This is a genomic window from Nocardioides sp. NPDC127514 (assembly GCF_040302125.1).
Taxonomy (GTDB): Bacteria; Actinomycetota; Actinomycetes; order Propionibacteriales; family Nocardioidaceae; genus Nocardioides.
The window spans coordinates 43477-68960 of sequence record NZ_JBEORF010000017.1 but is presented as its reverse complement, the minus strand read 5'-3'; the positions used below and the strand labels follow the sequence as shown (position 1 = coordinate 68960).

Genomic DNA, 25484 nt, shown 5'->3' with positions numbered 1-25484 from the left:
CGGACACTCTGACAGGTCCCTAGGGGCGGTCGCGCCTGGCGCGCTCCTCGAGCGCGATGTCGAGGAGGGAGCGGGCGCGGGCGTCGAAGCCGTGGTCGCGGTGGATGCGGGCGGCCTCGGCGCGGATGTGCTCGTCGGTGCCGAAGACGACCGAGGGGTCGGGCATCGAGGACCACTTCACCAGATCCTCGGGGGTCTCGTAGACCTGCACGGTGTCACCGAAGACGTCGCGGAGACCGACGACGTCGTCGGAGATGACCCGGGCGCCGGAGGCGACGGCATCGAAGAGCCGGTTGGAGATGAAGCCGTAGTCGCGCATGTCGGACCAGTGGTCGTTGAGTACGACCCCGGCGGCCCGGTACTCGGCGCCGAGCCGGGTGTTGGACATGAACTGGGCCTTGACGTAGTGGCGCGGGATGTAGGGCTCCCAGCCGTGGCCGTAGACCGACAACGGCAGTCCTGCCGAGACCGCGTCGTGGATGATCGGGCGCACGACGTCGCGCGAGGTGCCGACGAAGAGCACCGCGTGCCCGGAGTCGGGCAGCGCCCGGTCGGGGTTGAACAGCTCGGGGTCGGTGGCCTGCAGGAGCGGGTCGATGCGGATGCCCCACCGCGCCGACATCCGCTCGGCCCAGATCGGTCCGGCTGCCAGCAGCCGGTCGAACGAGGCCGCCTCCGCGCGGGTGACCGCGTCGGGGTGGGAGATCACCCAGCCGATGTTGATCCGGCCGTCGGGCGCCGGGAAGTAGCGCGAGAGACCGCGCAGGGTGACCACGACGTCGTCGTCGAGCGCGCTCGGCCGCTCCCACTCGTAGTGGTGGTCGACGACCGCGGACTGGCCGAGCCTGCGCAGCGAGCGGGCCAGCGCACGGGCGAAGTGGGTGTCACCCCACCGCTCCCCCTCCGGCGCGCCGGGCGCGGAGATCTTGATCGACCAGCGCAGCTGCGGGACGCCCTCGACGACCGAGGCGCGCGGCATCGGGGCGAGGATCGGTCGGGTGGCGGCGTACGTCTTCGCGGGGCCGGTCGGGTTCCCGGCCGCCGCCCGGCCGACGACCTGGTAGCCGCAGGCCGCCCAGGCGGCGACGTCGTCGCGAGGCTCGGTGCGCCCGAGCCAGCGGTCAAGGTAGATCAGCCGATTGCGCGGGGCGCGGGCGAAGCGGCCCTTCGACTTCGACTCGTGGTGGACGACCTCGGAGGAGGTCACGACCCGGAACGAGCCCGGCCGCAGCGCGGCGAGCCGGTGGCACAGGTCGACGTCCTCCATGCCGTTGGTGAAGATCGGGTCGAACCCCTCGCATGCGACGACGTCGCGGTAGCGCATCACCAGCGCCGCGCCGGTGAGCGCGGAGAACCGGTGACCGTCGAGGCCGGCGGCGTCCTCGGGCGGGTACTCGGCGAGCATGTTGTAGGGCAGCCCGCCGTAGGGCGGGAAGACGACCCCGGCCGACTGCACCGACCCGCTCGGGTAGAGCAGCAGCGGCTGGACCGCGAGCACCTCAGGATCCTCGAGCGCCTCGACCAGAGGCGAGAGCCAGCCGGCCAGCGCCGTGGTGTCGTTGTTGAGGAAGACCACGGTCTCCCCGGTGACGTACGGGATGGCGAGGTTGTTGCCGAGCGCGAAGTTGTGGTTGACGGTGCTGTGCACCACCTTCACCTCGGGGAAACGAAGCGGCAGCGAGTCGAGCACCGCCGAGACCCGGGCCGAGGAGCCGTTGTCCCAGACCACGATCTCGAGCCGCTTCTCCCCCGCGCCGTGCTCCATCACGGCCTCGACCGCGCCCACGGTCAGCAGCGAGTCGTCGTAGGTGGGGATGACCACCGAGACCACGTCCGGGTCCGGCGTGCGCGAGCCGAGCGCGTTCCAGTCGATGAAGGTCCGGTTGCGTACGACGTCCTCCCACGACTCGAGGTCGAAGGGGTCGAGCGGGAGCCGGTCCTGCCGCGGACGGCGCGGGTTGACGCCCTGGCGGCGCTCGACGCCGACCTCGGGCACGACCTCGATCACCGCCTTCGAGGTCAGCCGCAGCGCGAGGTCGTAGGCCCAGCCGAAGCCGATGTCGTCACGGGGACCACCGACCTCTTCCAGAAGCGGCGCGGAGATCAGCAGTCGCGAGACCAGGGTTCGCATCAGCGGACCGGGCACGTCGGGTCCCGGCGAGGCCGGAGGTACGTCGATGGCGAACCGCTGCTCGGCCTGCCACGAGCGCTCCAGCACGTCGGCGACCAGCGGCCTCCCGGCCACCTCGGCCACCGAGACCAGCCGCGCGAGACGGCCGGGCCTCCAGACATCTCCACCAGCGACGTACGCGACGAAGTCGCCGTTGACCTGCGAGAACGCAGCGACCACGCCGGGCTCGCCGCGGTCCGGGTCGCCGAGCACCACCCGGGCACCAGGGACGACCTCAGGGATGACCTCCGCGACCGCCGGGGTCAGGCCGCGGTCGATGACGATGACCTCGGTGCTCACCCCGGTCTGGGCGGCAACGCTGTCCAGCGTCGCCCGGGCATGCTCGTCGGAGGCGCCCAGATCGACGATGACGGTGACCGTGCCGACCGGCTCACGACCGGCGGCGGCAGCCGGGACGCGGTCGATGTCCGGCCGCCAGGTCTTCGGGCCGCCCTGCCGGGCCTGCCACTCCGCGCGCCGGTCGCGGATCCAGTCGCGCAGGTCGGGGAACCGGCCGTCGACCTGCTCCAGCCAGTCGTTGGCGCGGCGTCCGTTGCGGGCGCCCCGGTCGACGTAGTGACCGATCGCGCCGCCGTAGAAGTTCTCGGTCTTGCGCCGCTCGGTGTAGCCGTCGGTGTCGAAGAGCGGGTGCGTCGGCTGCAGCCACAGCTCGGCGCGCAGCCAGTAGAGGAACGGGTCCTGATCGCCCATCTGCTTGCGCAGCCGCGGGGTCAGCCGCGCGACGAAGAACTCCGGGTCGAAGAGCGGACTGGGCTGCGCCAGCGGCTTGGCCGGGTCCTGCTCGAGATAGTGTCGGGCGGCGCGTTTGCGGTCGAGGCGCTGGCCGACCTGCTCGGCGTACCACTCGTGGTCGAACAGCGGGCAGTCGACGAGCAGACGTACGTCGTCGGCCCGGCTGTAGAGGGGCGAGTCGTTGTAGACCTTGCGGGCAAGGTCTCGCCCCCTGCGCAGTCCGCCACGTGCGATGCGCTTCAACTCTTCGTCCACTAAAGGTCCCCCAAGACGCTCTAGATCGTGCTTCGGCAGTGGGTCAGACTGTCACAGTGCCGAGTGGCGGTGAACGGCGCCACGCACGTTCACCCAACTGTCAAGGTCAATTCTGCCGCCACAGCGGCATGACCGCCTCCCGGATCTCGTCGGGCATCGGCGTCACCGGACGCGACGGGTCGGTGTTGTCGACGTACACGTGCACGAACCGGCCCTCCGCCGCGGCCTCCTCGCCCGGCCCCTGGAAGAGCCCGATCCGGTAGATGACCGACGAGCTCCCGACCTTGTCGACGACCAGCCCGGCCTCGACCGGCTCGGGGAACCCGATCTCGCGCAGGTAGCGGCACGAGGTCTCCGCGACGATCCCGATCTTCGGCAGCTTCCGTACGTTCACGCCGGTCGTCTCGAACAGGTAGGCGTTGACGGCGGTGTCGAAGTACTCGTAGTAGGTCGCGTTGTTGAGGTGACCGTACGCGTCGTCGTCGCGCCAACGGGTGGTGATCGTGCGCCAGTGCACGTAGTCGGCGCGGGTCGGGGCCTTGCGGTCAGGAGTGCTCATCGCCGCTGATCCTAGATCCTAGAGCTCGTCCTCGACCGCGCGGACCAGATACGGCGCCAGCGTCATCGAGAAGGTCGCGGTGATGTGGCTCCGGTCGCGATAGGCCTGCACGTGGCCGACCACCAGGGGACACCGGTCCTCGTCGCAGTAGGCCGCAGAGAGGTCGATCAGCGAAGCGCCCGGCCCTGCCCGGCGGACCGCTTCGGCGAGCGGGTCAGAGGTGGCGTACGCCTCCTGGCGGGTCATCTCGCACGCGCCGGCGTCCGCTAGCGTCTCGATCTCGTCGAGGCAGGTCGCCGCCTCGGGGGTGAGGTACGGGTTGTCGGCGAGCGCGATGATCTTCGTGCCCCGCTCGAGGATCGGCTTCCAGGCCTGGGCGAGCTGGTCGACGGCCGGGTTCGGCTCACCGGCCGCGAGGTTCGGATTGCGGCGTTGGGTGACCAGCACGACGTCGTACGCCCCCTGGTCGAGCTGCTCGATCAACGCCTTGCGGTAGGCGCGGCGCGGGTCACCCGCGGTGGCCGGGAGCAGTCCACCGCCGTTGGCGACCAACGTGTCGACCGACCATCCTGAGCTCTCGGCGACCCGGGTCAGGCCGGGGATCAGCGAAGCGCCGTGCGAGTCACCGACCAGCGCGACCCTGAGCGCATCCGGGTCGTCGGAGCCGAGGTGGCAGACCTCGGGGCGGGCGTCGGCGGCGTACGTCTCGATCTCGGGGAGGTAGCACCGGTAGGCCCGGCCGGTGTCATCCTTGCGGGCGATCGGCGCAGGGAGAAGTACGCCGTCGAGCTCCGGGTTCCGGCACCCCTCCATCAGGGCGGCGGCGCCGAAGCACTCGGTGTCTCCCGATGCGAGCGCCTCAGCCTGGGCGCGACTCTCTTCGACCAGGCTGCGCCCGTGCAGGATCCCGGGGACCGCGACGGCGGCCACCAGGGCCGCTCCGAGCACCCCGAACAGGAAGGCCCGCGGGGTGGTCTCCAAGATCGGTCCGGTGCGGAACGGCGTCTCCACGAACCGGTAGGTCAGGGCCGCGAGGCCGATGGTGACCAGGAGGATCAGCGGCTCGCGGAGCCAGGTGCCGAGCACGGGGCCGGTCTCGGGGAGCACGACCACGAGCGGCCAGTGCCACAGATAGAGCGAGTAGGAGACCGTCCCGATCCACTGCACGACCGGATGGCCGACGACCCGAAGCCCGAGGCCGCGGGGCGCGCCCGCCCAGATGACCAGCGCGGTGCCGACGACCGGCAGCAGCGCCACCCAGCCAGGGAACGGCAGCGAGTCGTTGAAGAGCAACAGCGCGCCGAGCACCCCGAGCCAGCCGGCCACCGCAGTGTACGGCGCCCAGCGCCCGGGCACGCGCTTGAGGGAGAGCGGCAGCACAGCGATGAGACTGCCGACCGCGAACTCCCAGGCGCGCACGTAGGTGACGAAGTAGGAGTCGGCGCCGTCCGTCGCGGTGACATACACCGAGGCCACGAAGCTGACCACGAAGACGGCAAGGAAGACCGCCCGGAACGCCGTCAGCCGCACCTGCGGCCGTCGCCGGGTCAGGAGCGCCGCCGCGACGATCAGCAGCGGCCAGATGAAGTAGAACTGCTCCTCGACCGACAGTGACCAGTAGTGCTGCACGGGCGAGGGCGGGTCCTCGGCGGCGAGGTAGTCGACCGCCGCCCAGGACAGCTGCCAGTTCTCCACGTAGAACGCGGCCGCGACCGTCTCCCGCAGGAACTGCTGCCACAGGGCCTCCGGCACCAGGACGTACGTCGCCCCCGCACTGCACACGAGCACCAGCAGCGCCGCCGGAAGCAGCCGCCGGATCCGGCGCGCCCAGAAGGCGCCCAGCCGCACCCCGCCCGGCTTGGCGGCCTCGCGCACCAGGTGGGAGGTGATCAGGAAGCCCGAGATGACGAAGAAGACGTCGACGCCGGCGTAACCGCCCCGGATCGCGCCCGGCCACAGGTGGAAGAGCACGACCCCCAGCACCGCGGCCGTACGCAGCGCCTGGATCTCCGGCCGCTTGTCCCGCCCGGCCTGCCCGGCCTGCCCGGGCTGCCCGTCCTTGGCGGGCGCGACGGCGACAGCGGTCACCGGCGCACCCTGCGGGCGATCCGGCCGGCGACGCGGCGGGCCTTGCGGACGCCCCGTTCGCCGAAGGTCAGCGGGATCTCGATCCCATGGCGCGGACGACCGTCGAGCTCGACGATCTGCGCACGCTCGCCGATCCGCTCGCCGATGACGTCCTCGTGAATGATCACCGGCCCGTCGAACTCACCCAGCGCGTCGCGGCCCTCGAACCGCATCCGCCAGCGGCCGCCCGACAGCGCGGCGGTCGGCAGCGCGACCTCGAGACTGCCCGAGGCGAGCTCGGCGGCGCCGTAGTCCAGCGTGCGGCGCCGGCGGTCGTGGAGGAACACGACGCGGAGCCTATCGGGCACGACCATCGTGTGGGTCAGGTGCAGGTGGGCGTGGCCGTCGACGAGCGAGAGCGAGGTGGCGGTCACCGGGTCGGTCGCGCCCGAGACCACCTGGCGCAGCAGCTCCGGGCCGTCGTCGAGGGCCGCCATGATCCGGCCGAGCCGCCAGCCCAGCGCCACACCGGCCTCACCAGCCTGGTCTGCCTGGACCGCCTCGGCGACCACCGTGAACAGGTCGCGGTGCTTGAGCACCAGGTCGGCGAGGTCGTCGCCGACGAGCGTCTCGTCGCCCAGCGAGATCGTCGCGACGGCGTTGACCAGCGGCCGCTGGAGCGTACGCAGCGGCACCACGCCGCTGTCGGCGACCAGCTGCAGCGTCTCCAGGATGTCGGCGACCGCCCGGTCGCCCCAGCGGACGTCCTGACCGATCAGCCGGGCGGCGGTGGCCCACTGGCCCGAGGCGACGAGCCGCCAGCCCCACCGCTTGTCGCGCTCGAGGTCGTCGACGATACCGTCGTCGAAGAGTCCGACCAGCTCGGCGACCAGCACCCGGGCCGGCTCCAGCGCCTCCGGGTCGATCACGGACATGCCCCGCAGCGCGCGCACGATCGCCATCCAGCCGTCGGCGTCGAAGATCAGCGAGGCGTACTCCGCGCGCACCTGCGGGTCGCCGAGCTCGATGATCCGGCGGGCGCAGCGCAGCTCCTGCTCGAGGTAGCTGATGATCCCGGCCGGCGAGTGGGACTTCGCGGTCATCGACCCCGGTCCGGGCCGGTCGCGGTAGACGTAGACCGTCTCGGTCAGGATGTCGAAGCGGGCGGTGGTCAGCGCGTGGACCATCGGCTCGATGTCGTTGGAGCGTGAGGCGTCCGGGAACGAGATCTGGGCCGTGTCCCAGAAGTCGCGCCGGAAGACCCGGTTCCAGCACGCCCGGTTACGCAGCGCGGACGGCGCGTCGGCCAGCGTCACCAGGGTGCGCTCCTCGTCGAACGCCGGCCACGCCCGCACCGGCCACCAGACCCGGTCGCTGAAGAGCTTGAAGAACCGGCCGACGACCATGTCCGAGCCGGTCTGCCGCGTCTTGCGCAGCATCGCGGCGTACGCCCCGCGGGGCACCAGGTCGTCGCCGTCCGCGAACGCGATGAAGCGGCCCCTGGCCAGCGAGACACCGTGGTTGCGCGCCTGTCCCCCGCCCTTCCCGGGCGAGCGGACCACCGTCAGGCGCGGGTCGCGGGCGGCGTACGCCTCGGCGATCTCGAACGTCTCGTCGGTCGAGGCGTCGTCGACGACGATGACCTCCAGGTCGACCGGATCGGCAGGCGTGGACTGGTCCTCGAGGATCGAGGAGAGCAGCTCGCCGACCCACAGGCCGACATCGTGCGTCGGGACGATGACGGAGAGCTCAGGTGTGGTCATCGGGCTGCACCCTCCAGATCGCCGGCCAGATCGCCGGCCAGATCGCTGGACAGCCCGTCGAGCAGCCGCAGGTAGTCGCGCGACATGTCGTAGGGCGTGTACGCACGGGTGAACTTATGAGCGGCGCGATGCCGCGACTCCTGCCCGTCCAGGGCCTCCAGGATCGCCGCCGCCAGCGCCACCGGCTCATCGGGCTCCGGCGCGTACGTCACCACCCATGGCTGCTCCGCGAACTGCCGCGCGACGGGGGTGTCCTCGGGGATCAGGGCGGTGCGGCCGAAGGTGCCGGCGGCCAGCAGCGAGCCGGAGTTGAGGATGCGGCGGTACGGCAGCGCCACCACGTCGCTGGCCCGCATCCAGTCGGAGAAGTCGGCCGTCTCGACGAAGCCGAGCCGCTTGACGATGTTGGGCGCCGAGAGCATCTCCTCGACCGTCTCCACGTCGGAGGCGGGCACCACCTTGCCGGCCACGACGAAGGTCAGGTCGGGCACCTGCTCGGCAGCGATCTCCACCGCCCGGCAGAGCACGTCGAGGCCCTTGTACGCCCGGATCTGACCGATGAAGCCGACCGTCGGCACCCCCTGCGGGACCCCGATGCGCTCGCGCGAGGCGACGTCGTCACCGCCGTCGGGATAGACGCCGAGGTAGGACGAGTGCGGCAGGTCGACGACCTTGTCGGGCGGGAGCGCGTAGTAGGCCGCGGTCTCCTCGACGGTCGCCGGGTTGAGCTGGATGATCCGGGTCGCATAGCTCGCCAGCGCCTTGGCGACCGCGAGCTCGACATCGACGTAGTCGGCCTCGTGCGCGATCGAGTTGTGCACCGTCCACAGCACGTCGGCGCCACGCTCGCGCAGTCCGCTCAGCACGTCCTCGAACCGGGCCTCGTTCGCCCAAGCCTCCTCGACGCTCTCGCAGCCGGCGGTCACCGGCGAGGTCCAGTGCACGTGGAGCACGTCCCCCAGCCCCAGGTGCTCCGCGCGCGCCTCGAGCCGGTGCATACCCTGCACTCCCTCGACCACGTCCCAGCCCGCCGCCCGCGGTGCCACGGTGAGCATCGTGAGGTACGGGTTGCTCCGGTAGTAGGGGAACGACAGCAGGGTCGAAGGCATGTGGGGGTCCTCAAAGTACTTAACCGTGACGATCCCCCGAACGTCGAGACCACGTCTCGCCGGTGCCCCGGTTGGCCGGTGACCGCAGGATTCTAGGCAGGCAAAAGAGCCCACTTTGACCACTCGGAGGGCTTCCCCGCATGCCTTCATCACGGGTTCATCGACGGTTCATTCAACCCACCCTTGCTGGTGGCCGAGCCGGTCGAGACGCCGTCAGCCAGCGCCGCCTCTCGCCTTCACCCATTCGTCGTACGGCACGGGGTCGGCGTCGTTCTCCGCCTGGTCGACGATGCTCTCGGTGAACCAGGTCCGCAGCGACACCATCTCCGGCGTGGAGCGCAGGGTGAGCAGCTGGTGGGTCTCGCTGATCTCGTCGGCCAGGTTGTCGGCAGCCAGCAGCTCCCGCAGCATGGGGCCCATCTCGCGGGGAAGGGTCATCTCGATGTCGACGTACTCCAGCCCCGCCGCGGCTGCGTCCAGAGCGATCCGACGACCCATGTGCCGCGCGAAGGCCGGCCGGGTCACCAGCCGCTCGATGAGCTCACCGAGCTCACGCGGCGGGGTCGGTCCGACTTCGGAGTCGATGAGCTGGAGCTCGCGGACCAGATCGTCGAGGCGCTGGTCGATCTGAAGCCCCAGCTGCACCGGGCACGCGGGAAGCCGCACCGTGACCCAGTCCGCGGGAAGGGCGGCCGGCTCCGGCAGCGCCTGCTCGCCGAGCTCCACCGCGGGAGGCCGTACGTCGTGCTCGACGCCGTCGCCGGCGAGCTCGGCCCAGATGCGCCGCCCGTCGGCACGCTCCTCGATCCCCCATGACTTCGCCAGCACCGACACGATGGCCAAGCCGCGTCCCGTGGTGCCCTGGCTCTCGACCGGGGGCGGGGCCACGGCTGGGAGCGGGACCAGCGCGCCGTCGTCCTCGACGCTGAGCCGTACGGCCGGCTCCAAGTCACGCAGACGGATGTGCATGTAGGGGCTGCCGCTGTGCAGGGCCGAGTTCGCGGCCATCTCGGTGATGCACAGGGCGGCATCGTCGACAAGATGATCACGGCCCCACTCCACGAGACCGTCGGTGACGAATCTGCGCGCGCCCGGCACGCTGGCGGTCTCGGCGGCGAGGCGCACTCGCAGCTCAGGACGGCCCCCGTCTGGCACGGACATCATGTGGCCAGTGTGCCTCTCCTTCGCCCCAGTCGTCAGCGGCTCGACCTCAGTACGTCGATCAGGAGGCAGTCATGGAGTGCCGGGCGCGGTGTCGGCGGACCGCAGCGCGGTTGGCGCAGCGGACCGAGCAGTAGCGCTGCCGTCCGTTGCGGGTGACGTCCACGACCACCGCCGAACACGGGTCCCCCTCCGCCTTCCCCGCTTCGCACCGGCCCAGCCGATGGATGCCTCGGGTGGTCAGGTGCAGCGCCGTGCCCACGCTGATCACCGCTCGCAGCACGTCGGGAAGGGAGTCGTTGGTGTCATCGCGGTAGTGGATGTGCCACCCTTCGCGCCCGTGATCCGTCAGCCTCGGATAGGCGGTCGCCTGCGCCATCAGCTCGTTGAGCAACCGCGCCCGTTCACTCGGCTCCGGCGCGTCGACGACGCGGAGCCACTCGTCGATCACGTGCCGAGTGCGCGCGTGGTCATCCGGAGACTCGCCGAAGTCCATCGTCATCCCGAACTCCCTGGTCCGAGCCTCGATACCGGCCCGGTCCTCGGGCCAGTCGTCGGCGAGCGAGGCGGCCATGAGCACGGCGTACTCGCCGTAAGGGTTGAGATGCATAAGACCATTACAGCAGAGTGGCGAGCATGACCGACAGCGCAACAGAGGAGTCCCGGCACACGGACGCCACCCACGACCACGGCTGGCTCACCGAGTCCAGCCATCAGACCTCGGAGGGCCGGGTCGTCTACGTACGTTGCGCACTCTGCGGCGTACGTCGCGTCGACCTGCAGCCCCATCCGCTCCTCCCGCCGCGGGCGCTGAGCCGCGAGCATGGGCGATAGGCGGAGCGTCAGGCAGGCTGGGCGTCACGGAGGCGCTGCGAGATGACGGTGGTGACGCCGTCGCCGCGCATGGTGACGCCGTAGAGGGCGTCGCCGACCTCCATGGTGCGCTTCTGGTGGGTGATGACGAGCAGCTGCGAGGACTCGCGCAGCTCCTCGTAGATCTCCAGGAGCCGGCCGAGGTTGGTGTCGTCGAGCGCGGCCTCGACCTCGTCGAGGATGTAGAACGGGCTCGGCCGCGCCTTGAACAGTGACACCAGGAACGCGACCGCCACCAGGGACCGCTCGCCACCGGAGAGCAGCGAGAGCCGCTTGACCTTCTTGCCCGGCGGCCGCGCCTCGACCTCGATGCCGGTGGTGAGCATGTTGTCCGGGTCGGTGAGCACGAGCCTGCCCTCCCCGCCCGGGAAGAGCCGCGCGAAGACGTGGTCGAAGGCGACGCGTACGTCCTCCCAGGCCTCGGTGAAGACCTGCTCGACGCGGTTGTCGACCTCCTTGACGATGTCGAGGAGGTCCTTGCGGGTCTGCTTGAGGTCCTCGAGCTGCTCGGTGAGGAACTTGTGACGCTCCTCCATGGCCGCGAACTCCTCGAGGGCGAGCGGGTTGACCTTGCCCAGCGCACGCAGGTTCTTCTCGGCGATCTTGAGCCGCTTGGCCTGCTCGGCGCGGACGTACGGGATCGGCTCGCGCTCGTTGCCGTCCTCGTCGGGGTGCTGCGGGACCAGCTGGTCGGGGCCGTAGTCCTTGACGATCGCCTCGGCGTCGAGACCGAGCTCCTCGAGGATCCGCTCCTCGAGCTGCTCGATCCGCATCCGCTGCTGGGCGCGGGCCATCTCGTCGCGGTGGACGGAGTTGACCAGTTCTTCGAGCTCCTTGCCGAGGTTGCGCAGCAGCGAGCGGCACTCGCGCAGCGCCTGCTCGCGCCCGGCGCGCGACTCCTCGATCTCGGTGCGGGCTCGGGCGGCCTGCTGCACCGAGACCTCCAGACGGTCCAGCGCGTACGCCACCGCGGTCCCGACCGCTCGCGCGGCCTCGCCCTCGCGGCGCATCTGCTCGCGGCGGGCAGCCGCCTTGGCGCGCTGCTCGCGCTCCTGACGGGCCGCACGGAGCAGCCCGTCGGCACGGCCGGCCAGCGCGCGGGCGCGCTCTTCGGAGGTACGTAGCGCCAACCGCGCGTCCATCTCGCGCTGTCGTGCGTCACGGGCGGCCTGGGCCAACCCGTCACGGACACTGAGGTCGGGCTCGTCCTCGGGGTCCTCCTCGGCCATGGCGAGGCGCTCCTCGAGCTCAGCGAGCCCGGCCACGGCGTTCTCCCGCGCCTCCTGCGCCTGCTCGACGGCGGCCAGCAGCCGCTCGGCCTCGCCGCGAGCCGCACGCGACTGCGCGCCGAACTGGCCGAGCTCCTCGGCCACGGCGGCCAGGGTCGCGTCGGACTCGTGCAGCTTGGCCAGTGCGACGTCGACCCGCTTCTGAGCGGCCAGCCGCTCGGCCTCGAGCCGGGAGGTCTCGAAGGTGGCCCGCTCGGAGACCGCGTGGGCCTCGGCGAGCTGGGCGGTGGCCTCGTCGACCGCGGCCTGCACCTCGATCAGGCTGGGTACGCTGGAGGAGCCGCCGGAGGCGAAGTGGGCGCCGATCAGATCGCCCTCGCGGGTCACCGCAGTGACCTCGGGATTCGCCGCCGCGAGCGCCCGGGCGGTGGCGAGGTCCTCGACCACCGCGACCTTGTCGAGCAGCCGCGCCACCGCGGGCCGCAGCACCGGCTGGCACTCGACCACGTCCAGGGCGTACTCGGCGCCAGCAGGCAGCGCCGGCCAGCCGCCGGTCTCCTCGGGAGAGCCGCCCAGGAGCAGCCCGGCCCGGCCGAGGTCCTCGGTCTTGAGATGCTCGATCGCGCCGACGGCACGCTCGGCGGACTCGACGACGACCGCATCCGACGCGGTCCCGAGCGCCGCCGCGACCGCGGCCTCGTAGCCGGAGCGGACCGCCAGCAGCGAGGCGACCGACCCCAGCACTCCCGGAAGGTCGGAGCCGAGCAGCGCGCCGGCGCCGTCCTTGCGGTTCAGACCCATCTCCAGGGCGTCCTTGCGGGCGGCCAGCGTCGAGCGGTCGCGGTCGGCCTGCTGAGCCTCGGCCTGCAGCTTGGCGAGTCGCTCCTCGATGTCCTCGAGGGCCGCGGCAGCGGCCTCGTGCTCGGCATCGAGGCCCTCCTCCCCCGCGTCCAGCCCGGCGACCTTGGTCTCCAGGGCGGTGAAGTCGCGCTGGGCCCGCTCGGCGCGTGCCAGCGCCTCCTCGCGAGCGGCGGTCAGGCGCCCGACCTCGTCGTCGGCGGCAGCGGCCCGCGACTTGAGCGCGTTGACCTGACCGGTCAACCTGGCCAGCCCCTCGCGACGGTCGGCGGCGGCGCGCTCGAGCCCCTTGACCCGGCGTTCCTCCTCGGCCGCGGCATCCTCCGCTTCCTTACGAGACTCGACGGCCTCCTCGAGGGAGTAGCGAAGCTCCTCGACCTCGGCGTCGGCGGTCTCCTCCTGCTCGCGGGCCACCTCGGCCTGGGCCTCGAGCTCCTCGGGGTCGCGCCCCTGGCGCACCTCCAGGTCCTCGGAGCCGGCCGCGTTGCGCACCCGCTCGGAGGCCAGCGACTGGGTGCCGCGCAGCCGCTCGCGCAGCGAGTTCAGCGCGAACCAGGTCTCCTGCGCGGCGGCCAGCGCCGGCAGGTCCTCGCGCAGCGCGGCCTCCAGGACCGCCTCCTGCTCGCGTCCCTCCGCGATGGTCTCCTCGACCTCGGCCCGCCGGGCCAGCAGCGCACCCTCGTCGGCGAGCTCCTTGTCGAGCTCGGTCTTGGCGGTGACCAGGTCATCGGCGTAGATGCGGGCCTTGGCGTCGCGTACGTCCATCTGCACCGTCTGCGCCTGCCGGGCGACCTCTGCCTGGCGGCCGAGCGGCTTGAGCTGTCGGCGGATCTCGACGAGCAGGTCCTGGAGCCGGTCCAGGTTGACCTGCGTGGAGTCGAGCTTGCGCAGCGCCTTCTCCTTGCGCTTGCGGTGCTTGAGGACGCCGGCGGCCTCCTCGATGAAGCCGCGGCGGTCCTCCGGGGTCGCGCGCAGGATCGTGTCGAGCTGGCCCTGGCCGACGATGACGTGCATCTCGCGGCCGATGCCGGAGTCCGAGAGCAGGTCCTGGACGTCGAGCAGCCGGCACGGGCTGCCGTTGATGGCGTACTCCGAGCCGCCGTTGCGGAACATCGTGCGCGAGATGGTGACCTCGGCGTACTCGATCGGCAGCGCGCCGTCGGTGTTGTCGATCGTCAGCGAGACCTCGGCGCGGCCCAGCGGGGCACGGCCGGCCGTACCGGCGAAGATGACGTCCTCCATCTTGCCGCCGCGCAGGCTCTTGGCGCCCTGCTCACCCATGACCCAGGCGAGCGCATCGACCACGTTGGACTTGCCAGAGCCGTTGGGGCCGACGATGCAGGTGATCCCGGGTTCGAGCTCGAGGGTCGTCGCGGAGGCGAACGACTTGAAACCCTTCAGCGTCAGACGCTTGAGGTACATCGGCTTCTCCCCCGGCTCAGGACCACGTGGTCGTACACAGTTCGCAACACATCAGCGTGGCTGAGGTGAGCCAGCAAATCTAATCGCCGCTGCTCAGGGGAACCCCAGCGGGTCGAGGATAACCCGCCGGGTCCGTCGATCTGGGGACCTCGGCCCCCACGACGGCCGGAGTCAGAGCCCCAGCGTCCGCTTCACCTCGGCGCGCAGCTCGCGCAGGTGGGCGTCCGCGGCCGTACGCAGGCCCGCGACCGCCTCGGGGTCCGGGACGACGCGCTCGGTGAACCGCTCGGCCAGGTCGGCGGCGTCGAAGGCGGAGACGTTGGCCTCCAGCCCGATGCGCTTCATGAAGTTGCGGTTCTTGTTGGTCGCGACCATCACGATCGACGGCACGCCGTACATCGTGGCCACCACCGAGCCGTGGAACTTCATGCTCGCGAACGCGGTGCACTCCCCGATCGCCCGGGTGAGCTCGTCGAGGTCCTCGGTGTAGACGACCTCCTTGCCCGGGATATCGAGGTCGTCGGCGTTGGCCACGTCGCGGCGACCGACCTCCATCGTGCCGAGGATGAGGTGGCGTACGCGCCACCCCTCCGCGATTGCCTTGCCGGCCATCTCCTCGACGCGCGAGTAGTCGTCGGGCTCCTCCAGGTTGGGCCGGTAGCGGGTGACCACGCCGAGGATCGACGCCCCCTCGGGCTTGGTCGCCGGAGGCAGGTCCAGCGAGCAGACCATGTCAGGAGCGACCTTGATGTCCAGGTCGGCGGAGATGTTCTCGAGGATCCAGTCGGCGGTCGGCTGGTCGCGGACGCCGATGAACTTCACGTTGGGGTGCTCGAGGAACTTCCTGTGCCTCTCGATGATGTGAGGCTTGATCTCGGTGTTGCGGTAGATCGGCACCCCGACACCGACCACGAAGACGGGCTTGGCCAGCATCTTGTGGTTGAAGTAGCGCGGGTCCGCCTGCCACGACTGCAGGATGTCCCCGCCGCCGATGAGGATGGCGTCGACCTCGTCGACGATCTCGGGCAGCGGCCGGTCGTAGTAGGGCTTGGTCATGTTGTCGGCCAGCACCCGCAGCTCGAACTCCTCGCCGAAGTACTGCTCGTACACCGACAGGAACAGCTCGTCGCCGTAGTTGCCCGCCCCGAAGAACCCGGCGAGCCCGATGACCGGCTTACGACCCCGTCGCTCACGGCGGGCCAGCGCCGCCCTGATCTGCTCCTTGAGCGGGTCGGGAAGGCGGCGGGCCGCGGACCGCAGGACCGGGTGATGGCGCAACGAGGACAACGGAGAGCTCCTGGGGGATCACGAAACGGGCCGCCGACGGCGGCGAACCGCGCGAGCGTAGCGACGCCGGGTTGTCCCCGACGCTCATCTGCCGAACCTGAGGTGAACGCTGGGCGACCACTCGGTACACCCCCGAAAAGGTCGAAACCGACCCTGAGTTTCAGAGTCGGTTCCCCCTGAACGAAGCTAGCCGCGAAACACGAAATAGCTCTCGCTCGTGGTGTTGCTGAGTTGCCCGCAGGTCAGGCGGGCTGCATCTCCTGCATCGAGGTGTCCAGGTCAGCGGTGTGAGCCGCAACCAGAGCGTCGTTCTCCGTCTTCAGAGTGAGAACGAGATCCTCGAGCTCACGCACACGCGCACGAAGCCGAGCATTCTCGGCTGTGAGGTGGGCGGGAGTCCGCAGGTCGCTGCTCATGTAACCGATCAGCGCCTTCGCCATGAATACGTTTCCTTCGTTGGAATCACTAGAAGTTCCCGCGATACCGGGCCGTCTACAAGGGTGACACCGTTATCGACAAGCGTCAACGTCGCGTGTCCAAAGCCGGGACTTCCGACCATGCTTCCGCCGCGAATCCAGCCTGAACTTGAGTGGATCGCACTCAACTTCGGCTCATTTTCGGCTCAGCCGCGGCGTCGGCGCTCACGCAGCTGCATGAGCTCCTTCTTCTCCTTGCTGGTGAGGGAGTCGGCGCCCTCGGCGTGGATCTTCTCGAGGAGCTCGTCCATCCGCTGGTCGTCCTTGGAGACGGTCGAGGACTCCCAGGGACCGGTGACGACGGTCGGGCCCGACTTGCGCTTCTTGGCCTTGGCGGGCTTGGCCGGCTTCGGCTGGCCGGGACCGCCGGCCACCTGCGGGATCCAGGGGAACCGGTCGAGCAGGCCGAACTGGCGCGCCACGAAGGCGTTGACGACGAGGCCGACGACGAAGACGAGCAGCATCACCCAGCTGCGGTAGCCGAGGTACTGGATCAGCTGGATGCCGACGAGGATCACGCCAAAGAGCCAGGCCGGGATGTTGAACATGAACATCCGGTCGGGCCACTGCGCGATCCACAGCAGCACCACCATCATCTCCAGCATCCCGAGACCGGCGAGGAGGTATGACGGGTCCAGCACCGCGCCGAAGACGACGGTCAGGAACGAGAGCACCGCCGTGAACGCCACCAGCATCCAGGCGAACTTGACCCGGCCGAGCTCGTTGCGCTCGAGGTCGGAGCCGAAGTACCAGAAGAAGAAGATCGCCAGGACGTCGAAGATGCTGAACTGCGGGTAGGCGAAGGGCCAGGTGAACAGCGTCCACAGCTTGAGCTCGGCGAGGTTGGGCTGGATCAGGGCGAGACCCGCCAGCACACCCTGGCCGCCCATCACGGCGAAGAGGATCAGCCCGACGATGCTCGCGAAGACCACGAGCCACGTCGTGGTCACCCCCAATGAACCGATGTGGAACCAAGGCTCGTGGGGGTAACGACCGCCTGGGGTCAACCGGAAACGTTCTCGCACGGGGCCGAGCCTATCCACGCATTGGTTGCCGCGTCAGCAGGGCACTCCCACCGACTTCCTCGATGTTGCCCAGATCCGGGGGAAGCATCGGATCGTTGCGCCACGGATGCTGCTGAAAGGCCGCTCGCGCGCCGTACCTGTCGATCATCGCGATCAGCGCGACGAGGTCCTCGGCACGGTCCTGGGCGACCAGCCACGCCATCAGCCGTTGGGCACGTGGAACAGCCGTGTTCTCGAACGGAACACCGGCTTCGTACCAGAACTCGAGGACGGCGCCACGCAGCAGCTTCCAGTAGCGGCTCGGGTCCTCGGTGTCGGGGTGAACCGCCGCGCGGAAGTGCTCCCACATGTCGATCGGCAGAACCTCGACGAGCAGGGTCTCCATGAGCTTCGCCGAGCCGGCGGCACGTACGAGATCGATCGTCTGGCGCTTGGTGTCGATCCGCTCGACGAGGTTCGCGATCTGTGCGCGCTTCTGCGTCGCCGAGGACCGGTCGGAGCGGACCTGCCAGTCGTAGACGATCTCCGTCATGACATCGAAGGAGTCGGCGGCGAGGAACACCTGGGTGAGCGCGACCTGGTCCTGGTAGCGAGTGCGCTCGGGGAAGGCGATCGCGTTCTCGGTCCAGAACGACCGCCGGAAGATCTTGTTCCACACGAAGATGTCGGCGAGCATCAGCGGCGCGTCCTCGATCCGGCACCTGAGCCGTTCCTCCGCGTGGTTGCGGCGCATCAGCGGCGTCATGAACCGGCGTTCCACACCGCCCTCGACCGCGACCCGCTCCGCCGCACCGACCGCGAAGTCCGAGCCCGTACGCCGCAGCGACCGCACCATCGCCGACCATGCATCGTGCGGCAGGGTGTCGTCAGGGTCGACGAACGTCAGCAGCTCGCCGGTTGCCGCGTCGATGCCGGTGTGACGCGCTCGCGACACCCCTGAGTTCGGCTGGGTGATGACGGTGACGCAGGGCTCCTCCGCAGCCAGTCGCCGCAGGATCTGCGCCGAGCCGTCCGTCGAGCCGTCGTCGACGACGATCACCTCGAGCTTCGAGATCTCGCTTCGCGGCTGGTCCAGGATGCTGCGCAGGCTCTTCTCGACGTACTCGGCCACGTTGTAGACCGGTACGACCACGCTGAGCGTAGGCCTGCCCTGCAGCAGCCCTTTCGCCCGGCGCACCCCGGCGTCCGTCCGCTGGCGCCAGTCCGTCCCGCCGATCCGTTGCCCGACGGAGCGCCCCCGAGCACTTCTCACAGCGGGAGGTCCTTCTTTCCGGCCGACGGGCGATCCCGCTTCTCGTACTCGCTGATCTGGTCACGGAGCGACCGCTTCAACGAATTGAGGCGGTAGATCTCCTCGGTCGCGGCCACCAGCGCCGCAACCACCTCTGCCTCCTCGGGTGTTCCCGTGGAGGGGCGGAAGACATGGGTCGGAGTGAGGTTGAAGGTGCCTGTCTGGGTGTAGCCCATCCGACTCATCCACGAGGAGACCTTCTGGTACCCCGCCAACGTTCCGCACTCGACGTACAGGAGCGGTCGGTCCCGCGAGATGAGCTCAGCCGCGCCGCCGAGCACATCGATCTCGGCGCCTTCGACGTCGATCTTGATCGCGGCCACCCGAGCCGGAAACTGCTCGTCGTCGAGAGCGACGACCGCGAAGTCGCCCTCGTCGTCCGCCACTGCGACGGACTGGGCCCCCAGATTGGTCGCATCGAGGTCCGCCATCGTGCCGCGTGCGGACTTCGCATGGACGCCGACGTCACGGACGACGACACGGTCACCGAGGTCGTTGGCCTCGACACTGGCGTTGATCCCGGCGACCAGCTCGGGGTTCGGCTCGTACGCGACGACGCGGAGCCCTCCGACCACCGCCAGGTACAGGGTGTGGTTGCCGATGTTGGCCCCGACATCGATCACGAGGTCACCTGGCTCGAGAGCAGCAACCATCGCCTCGAGCATCTGCTCCTCGTAGGGGCGGCCGGTCTTCACCAGGTTCGACTGGATGTAGTCCGTTGCGGCATGCGGGACGCAGACCGTGTAACTCCGTCCCGAAACCTCGATCGCCGTCATACGGTCCGAGGACGTCGTGCTGTCAATCATTCGTGATCACTTTCGCAGCGCAAGGATGGGACGGAACTGGTTCCGCGACGCTCTAGATCTAGATCGGTCACAAGGCGTCTTCGATGGCGCGGCCCAGGTACGGCGCAAGGGTTCGCGTGTAGGTGAGGGTCAGGTGTTCACCGTCATCACGGTAGACGATGACGTGACCGACGACCGGGCGACAGAACTTCGGTTCGCAGTAGAGGTCCGTCAGATCCACCAGCACCGCGTTCGGGTCGATGGCCACGGCCTCTGCCAGTCCCGACGGCGGCAGGACCTTCTGGCGTGGTTGCGCACACGCTGAAGCTGCGTCAAGCAGCTGCTCCTCCACGCAGGCCATTGTTCCTTCTGGCATCGCCGGGTTGTCCTCGATCGCGATCACGGGCACCTTTCGAGGGGTCGGCCGGCGCGCCCACGCGCGGGCCAACCCGTCTGCGGTCTCTGCGACAGACGCGGTCACATCGCCACCGGTCAGGATCGGAGAGGAGTTTCGCGCCTTGGAGGTGAGGATCGCGTCCAGATCATCGGCGTTCTCGACGTACGCGCTGATGCCACGCCGCCACTCCTGGCACATCCGATGGTCTGCGGTGCTGTTCTTCTGGAGGTCCGACTGAGTCCAGTAACAACCGACTCGGCCGGCGACGTCGATCCGCCACCCGAACTCGTGCGCGATGTCCTCGTACGCCCCGACGAGCTGATCGTTGTGGGAGTCACCGACCGCAAGCAGTCGTTTGCTGTAGCCGGTCTTCGGGCCGAGCTGGCACATGACGACGTGACCGGTCTTGGCCGCCGAGCTCGACCAGCATTCGCCACGGTTCGCCTGGTCCGTGGCGAGGTCGGACGGGTTCGGGACGAGAACGCCGTCCAGATCGGGGTTCTCGCAGGTTGGGTCGGCGAGCTCGGCCGCTCCCAGACAGGGCAGGTTCCGAGCGAGCAGGGCGTTCGCCTTCCGTTCCGACTCCGCTGCACTCATCGCCTGCGCTGTCAGCCCGGTTGCAGCGACGGCCAGCACGACGACCATCGCCGCAGCACTCCACAGGCCGACAGAAAGCGGAGAACGTCCACCAAGAAGCCGTGCGGAGAAGCGGACACGGTTCTCCCACTGGGTCGTACTGAGCCATGCGAGCGGGAATGTCACGCATAGGATCAGCAGCTTCGTCCCCACGTTCAAGGGCGCACCGGTGATGTACGGCAGCAGGATGATGAGCGGCCAGTGCCAGAGGTAGATGGCATACGAGGTGTCTCCGACGATGGACACGGGTCGCCATGTTCCGACGCGTGCGAGGAACGTTCCCCGACCGAGCCAGATGGCCAGTGCGGCGCCGCTCACCGGAACCAGGGCGGCGACCCCTGGAAATGGCGTGGCGCTGGTGTAGCGCGTCGCTGCCGTCGCGATCAGGGCAAGGCCCAGCGCCACCCCCAGAGCGCGCGCCCTCCTCGACGCGATCATCGGCAACAATCCGATGAGAACCCCGGCGGCGAACTCCCACGCTCGGGTGAAGGTGGAGAAGTACGCCTCTGGGGTGTTCGCGGTGAGCCAGACACCGTAGGCGAAGGAGGCGCAGGCGATGAGCGCGAACAGTGATCCAGCCAGTCCCCGGGTCGTGACGTACGACCTGGGGCCGATCAACCGGGAGAGCAACAGCACCAGGAGCAGCAGAACCGGTGTGAACAGGTAGAACTGCTCCTCGACGGAGAGACTCCAGAAGTGCTGAACGGCGGAGGGCTTGTTGTCGGCGGCGAGGTAGTCCACGCTCGCCCAGGCGAGTCGCCAGTTCTCGACGTACAGGCTCGACGCGGCGATCTCGGTCAGGAACTGCGACCAGAGACTTCGCGGCACCCAGACGAACGTCGCCACGGCGCTCACCAGCAGGACGAGGAGCGACGCCGGCAGAAGCCGTTTCGCTCGCCGGGCCCAGAACGCGCCCAGCCGGATGCGGCCGGTCGTCTCCATCTCACGGAGCAGGTGACTCCCGATCAGGAACCCCGAGATGACGAAGAACACGTCCACACCGATGTACCCGCCACTCAGTCGTCCCGGAGCGAGGTGGTAGGCGAACACGGAGAGCACCGCGATCGCGCGGAGCGCTTGGATATCTGGCCGGAACGCACCTGCCCGCGCCGGCGCACTAGGTTCCGTACGCACATCGGCCGACCGCGTACTCGTCGCCGTCGTCATGAAGGTCTCTCGTCCATGTGCATCGTCATGACCGTCAGAGAAGCGGCGCCGTGTCGACGTCGTCCGGTCCGATCATGCGACCGTCGTCCGCGACACCACGGATGCGCTGCAGGAGGGCATCACGGGAGACTCCCACGCCGTGCTCGAGGTGGCCGAGCACCTTCTCCAAAACGAGGTCGTTGTTGCCCTGGAACGCGTTGCGACGCCACAGCGCGACGGTCTGGGCCTCCTGGATCTGCTGATAGCCAGCGCGCTCGCGCGGCATCCAGACCGGGTAGCCGTTGGCGGTCGCCATCGCCTTGAGCCAGAGGTCGTCGGCGTACAGCGCGGTCTCGGAGATCGCCTCGAGGTCGAAAGTCGCTGCGGGCAGCGAGTGCGGCGGGTAGAGCACCCCGCCGATCCCCGTCGGAAGGAGCTGGTAGCTCGCCTTGCCGCGCAGGTAGTTGCAGTCGTAGACCCAGCCGTCGTAGGAACGAAGGGTGCCGTCGGGACGGAACATGGCCAGGTTCGCCCGCTGGCAGATGATGGCCCGCGGGTTTGCCAAGTGGCCCTCGTACAGGGTCTCGACGAGGTTCTCCTCGTAGACGACGTCGTCATCGACGGTGACGACGAGTGCGTCGGGATACTCCTGCACCGCGTAGAAGTACTTCTTGTGCGGCGCGATGTCGCCGTCGACCCAGCGGATCTGGAAGCAGTCGTCCTGACGTTCCAGGACCTCGTTCGGGACGTCGGCCTCGCGGTTGGGGAAGTTCTCGGTGGACAGCCACAGGAGCACCTTGTCGGGCCGCTTCGTCTGCTCCACAAGAGAGTCGATGCACTGGCCGATGGTGAGCATCCGGTGAGGAATCGAGGTCAGCGACACCACCACGTCCCTGGTCGCCGAAGGAACTCGTCCACGGCGGCGCTCCGCCTTCGACGTGACCGGCTGGATCCTCCGGCCGGCACCAGCGGCGATCCGGCGCTCGAAGAGAGCTCCTAGGTCCTTGGTGTACGCATCCATGCTGGCCCGCTCGTCATACGCTCTGCGGGACGCGTTGCCCATCTTCTCGAGCGTTGAGGCTTCCTTGTCCATCATGGCCATGAAGGCGGCGCGGAGCGACATCACGTCACCGGTGTCGACCACCAGGCCGTTCGCGTCGCTGACCATGTACTTGGCGCCGACGTTCTCCGTCACGATCAAGGGCTTGGACAGCATCGCTCCCTCGAGCGCCACCAGCGAGCACGACTCATCGCGCGACGCCACGACCACGGTGTCCATCTGCGAAAGGAGCTCGATCTTCTTTCGCTCGTCGGAGATCACACCGTGGTAGTGGATGTTCTCCTCGTCTGCGATCTGGCCGAACACGTAGGAGCTGACCGACGTACCGCTGTTGATGAACCCGCCCGCGAAGTGCAGCTCTGCGCGAGCCCGATACTCCTCCGGCATGGCCTTGTAGGCGGCGATGAAGACGTCGTATCCCTTGCGGTGCTCGATGGTGCCGAGCTGGACGAACTTGAACTTGCCGCCGGCGGCGATCTCGTACGGCTGCGCGTACTCCGAGACGTCCACGACGCTGTTACGCACCACCTCGACGGGTCCTTCGGCGTGCTCCGCGACGGCTGCCGCGGCGTACTCGCTGACTACACAGATGCTGCGGCTCTGGCGGAGCGTCTCCTGGCGCTCCGGCGCCGCGGCAAAGAAGTCAGGCAGGTTGGTCGCCTCACGCACGTACCAGACGAGCGGGATCCGCCCCTCCAGGGCGCGCACGTAGTCGTCCGTCGCCACCGTGTTGCAGACGACGAGCTCGACACCGCTCTCGATGAGCTTGTTGATCCGCTTCGGACCCAGCTGGCCGGCGCGCATCACCTTCACCGAGATGCCGAGGGCTGCGAACTCCTTCGAGAAAGGACCGGGCTTCGCCGTCCAGACCACCGGCTCGTACCCCAGGGACATCGCGACCTTGCACATCCGGTGCAGGCTTCGAGGCGTGCCGGTGTAGGTCATCTCCGGCGACACGAACACGATGCGACGCGACCGCGAGACCTGAGCGGAGTCCTCCGACGCAACAGGCTCGAGTGCCTGGATCGGCCCACCGAGGTCGAACAGGTCACCGAATCGCTCGGTATGCGTCTCCTCGCCGAACAGAGCTGGCGTGGCGTCGTAGAGGAAGTCCTTGTAGACGTCGTAGGAGTACGACTCGTTCTCGATCGCCGCCTTCAACGGATTGAACGCAACGTAGGGGGAGATCGGGCGGATGTCCCGGTAGCCCTTGGAGCGGGCGAGGTACGCCTCGACGAAGTCGACGATCCCGCGCTGCATCTCGGTGATCTGCTCGACGTTGCGCGGAGCGTTGTTGCCACGGAGGGCGACAGCCCGGCCTTTCTCGAACCCATAGCCGACAACGCTGGAGGCAACCTCGGTGAACAGGTACTCGAGCGGGTGGTGCAGCAGGTCCGTCTTGCGCGCCGCCTTCGGTCCACCGGGCATCATGAACCTCGCGAGGTCCAGGTTTGCCATCGGCGAGTAGGCATATGCGCTGATGAAGCCGTCAGACACCGTGTCGGTGACCTGTTCCGTGCGGCTCGTGCACATCAGGGCGCCCGAGACCTCGAGCGCGCGGTCAGCCAACGCGGTGCCGAAGAAGTGTCGAAGGGCGGTGATGCAGGTGCCGCTCCAGCCAATGTCGACGATCAGAACCCGCTTGGCATCGCCGACGGCCGCGCCGAAGTACTCCTTCGCCGCGTCGATGCTGGTGCGGTTGTGCTCCTCGATGACGTGCTTGTGGTCCCAGAAGAACTGCTCCAGACGTCGCCGGGTGGCGCTGGCCGGGAACAGGAACCGCTCGATGTCTGCCTTGTCCAGGTACGGCAGCAGGTAGTCGAACCCGGTGTCGATCAGGAGCTGCTCGATGGTCTTGGTGTTGTTGGACTCCTTGAACCAGCGGAAGAAGGAGCGCCCGACGAAGTCGTCGAAATTCAGGTCGAGCGTGATCCCGGCGGCCGCGTAGCGGGAGATGTCGATGTACACGCCGTCGGCGCTGCCGTAGAAGCGGTCGTATACGCGTGAGATCACGTCGCAGTCGCGCCCGCAGAACAGGATCCGATCGATGTTCTTCTCGCGTACGACCGACTCGAGGAACTCGCAGAACCCAGCGGCCAGAATGCCTCCGACACGGTAGCCGTGCGTGTAGTGCAGGCCTTCGGACCAGGTGCCGGAGCCGATCGAGTTGTTGACGGCCGCCCCGTAGAAGCTGCCCGCCAGCGCCTCCATGTACGGCTCCCGAACGAGCCTTCGCTGGTCCTGGTTGTACACGGCCGGAAGACCGACCCGCTCGGACTGCTCGACGTCTGCCTCGAGATTGTCGCCTACGTGGACGATCGACGTCTCGCTGCCGTAGTACTCCAGGAGGACCTGCTGCAGCGTGCCGTCGCCCTTACGGCGAAGGTACTCGTTCGACAGGTAGATCTTCTCGTAGCCCGCGTAACCATTGCGGACGAGCATCTCCTCGATGACCTCCCGCGGGAGGTACATGTCGGAGGTGAAGACGATGGTCTTGCCCTTGGCGAGGAGCCGATCGAAGACCTCCTTGATGTAAGGGTTCGCTTCGGCCAGCTCGATCTCGAGATCCCGCTCGAGCATCTCCCACCCCGGATCCGCGCCGTAACGCTCCTCCATCACGGCGTAGATCTCACGGAGGGTGACCTCTCGGGACCCCTTGTGGTTGTCGTTCTCCCGACGCGCGTGCTCCTCCGCCTGCCTGCGGATACTCGGGAACCGGTCGATGCCGAGCCTCGACCCGAGGATCCGGAAGACATCCTTGGGGAACTCCACCGCTCGGTACAGCGCCGTGTCGAAGACATCGAACGAGACGACGTCGTACGCGGCGAGGGTTTCGACCATCTCCTCGACGCTCAGCCGCTCAACGCTGTCGGGCTCGAGATAGTACGGTCGCCCGGTCTCCGGCTCGTCCCCCGCAGGCTCGCCCAGCCGAGCCCGGAGACGCTCGATCTTCGCGTTCAGACCCGACTGTCGGTCCAGGAGCCGGGTGTAGCGGGACAGGACCGGACCGCCGCTGGTCGGGCGACCGAACAGCACCAGCTTGTGTTCGCCGTCCACTTCCGCGACGCGCACCATCCGATGACGCAGCCCGAGCTTGTTGGTCGGCTGCTCGCCCATACCGGCAGGCATGGTTCCTCCTTGTGTTTCTGGGGTGACGACAGT

At 68.8% G+C, this 25484-nt stretch carries 16 protein-coding genes; 1 reads left to right on the top strand and 15 read right to left on the bottom strand.

The genetic code is table 11. The features are described 5' to 3' along the window. Window positions 1-19 precede the first annotated feature (19 nt). The 7 genes from ABTX24_RS14990 to ABTX24_RS14960 form a co-directional block, all read right to left on the bottom strand. Entirely contained in the window at window positions 20-3166 is a 3147-nt protein-coding gene (locus ABTX24_RS14990) for a glycosyltransferase (RefSeq protein ID WP_350840643.1), read from the bottom strand. Window positions 3167-3284: 118 nt separating this feature from the next. Then, window positions 3285-3737: an acyl-CoA thioesterase gene (locus ABTX24_RS14985; RefSeq protein WP_008358262.1), complete on the bottom strand. Its 453-nt coding sequence runs from the start codon at window positions 3735-3737 to the stop codon at window positions 3285-3287. A gap of 18 nt (window positions 3738-3755) precedes the next feature. Beyond that, window positions 3756-5825 carry an acyltransferase family protein gene (locus tag ABTX24_RS14980; RefSeq protein ID WP_350840641.1) on the bottom strand — a complete coding sequence of 690 codons (2070 nt, stop codon included), beginning with the start codon at window positions 5823-5825 and terminating at the stop codon, window positions 3756-3758. Further along, window positions 5822-7567: a glycosyltransferase family 2 protein gene (locus ABTX24_RS14975; protein WP_350840639.1), complete on the bottom strand. Its 1746-nt coding sequence runs from the start codon at window positions 7565-7567 to the stop codon at window positions 5822-5824. Before ABTX24_RS14975 ends, ABTX24_RS14980 begins: the two co-directional genes overlap by 4 nt. Continuing rightward, window positions 7564-8676: a glycosyltransferase gene (locus tag ABTX24_RS14970; RefSeq protein WP_350840637.1), complete on the bottom strand. Its 1113-nt coding sequence runs from the start codon at window positions 8674-8676 to the stop codon at window positions 7564-7566. The genes ABTX24_RS14975 and ABTX24_RS14970 overlap by 4 nt, the downstream gene beginning before the upstream one ends. 213 nt (window positions 8677-8889) lie before the next feature. Continuing rightward, a complete protein-coding gene (locus ABTX24_RS14965) occupies window positions 8890-9840 on the bottom strand; it encodes an ATP-binding protein (RefSeq protein WP_160024513.1) in 951 nt (316 codons plus the stop codon). A gap of 58 nt (window positions 9841-9898) precedes the next feature. Further along, a complete protein-coding gene (locus tag ABTX24_RS14960) occupies window positions 9899-10447 on the bottom strand; it encodes a CGNR zinc finger domain-containing protein (protein WP_350840635.1) in 549 nt (182 codons plus the stop codon). Between the two features lie 26 nt (window positions 10448-10473). Here ABTX24_RS14960 and ABTX24_RS14955 point away from each other — a divergent pair, with 26 nt between their 5' ends. After that, the gene (locus ABTX24_RS14955; protein WP_350840633.1) at window positions 10474-10671 is read left to right on the top strand and encodes a hypothetical protein; all 198 of its coding nucleotides are present in this window, start codon (window positions 10474-10476) and stop codon (window positions 10669-10671) included. Between the two features lie 8 nt (window positions 10672-10679). On the opposite strand, the gene smc is transcribed toward ABTX24_RS14955, so the two are convergent. From smc to ABTX24_RS14915, 8 genes are all read right to left on the bottom strand, one after another. Then, window positions 10680-14219, bottom strand: coding sequence for a chromosome segregation protein SMC (gene smc, locus ABTX24_RS14950; protein WP_350840631.1), 3540 nt, complete (start codon window positions 14217-14219; stop codon window positions 10680-10682). A 171-nt stretch (window positions 14220-14390) separates the two neighbouring features. Next, window positions 14391-15506: a polysaccharide pyruvyl transferase family protein gene (locus tag ABTX24_RS14945; RefSeq protein WP_350840629.1), complete on the bottom strand. Its 1116-nt coding sequence runs from the start codon at window positions 15504-15506 to the stop codon at window positions 14391-14393. Window positions 15507-15748: 242 nt separating this feature from the next. Beyond that, on the bottom strand, window positions 15749-15946 hold the full coding sequence (locus ABTX24_RS14940; RefSeq protein WP_141803713.1) for a hypothetical protein: 198 nt from the start codon (window positions 15944-15946) through the stop codon (window positions 15749-15751). A 182-nt stretch (window positions 15947-16128) separates the two neighbouring features. Beyond that, complete coding sequence (locus ABTX24_RS14935) at window positions 16129-16932, bottom strand: DUF6576 domain-containing protein (RefSeq protein ID WP_350840627.1); 804 nt, start codon at window positions 16930-16932, stop codon at window positions 16129-16131. 85 nt (window positions 16933-17017) lie between these two features. Further along, complete coding sequence (locus ABTX24_RS14930; protein ID WP_350840625.1) at window positions 17018-18259, bottom strand: glycosyltransferase family 2 protein; 1242 nt, start codon at window positions 18257-18259, stop codon at window positions 17018-17020. After that, a complete protein-coding gene (locus ABTX24_RS14925) occupies window positions 18256-18993 on the bottom strand; it encodes an FkbM family methyltransferase (RefSeq protein ID WP_350840623.1) in 738 nt (245 codons plus the stop codon). The genes ABTX24_RS14930 and ABTX24_RS14925 overlap by 4 nt, the downstream gene beginning before the upstream one ends. A gap of 178 nt (window positions 18994-19171) precedes the next feature. Further along, on the bottom strand, window positions 19172-21283 hold the full coding sequence (locus tag ABTX24_RS14920; RefSeq protein ID WP_350840621.1) for an acyltransferase family protein: 2112 nt from the start codon (window positions 21281-21283) through the stop codon (window positions 19172-19174). 34 nt (window positions 21284-21317) lie between these two features. Continuing rightward, complete coding sequence (locus ABTX24_RS14915) at window positions 21318-25451, bottom strand: glycosyltransferase (RefSeq protein ID WP_350840619.1); 4134 nt, start codon at window positions 25449-25451, stop codon at window positions 21318-21320. Between the last annotated feature and the right edge of the window lie 33 nt (window positions 25452-25484).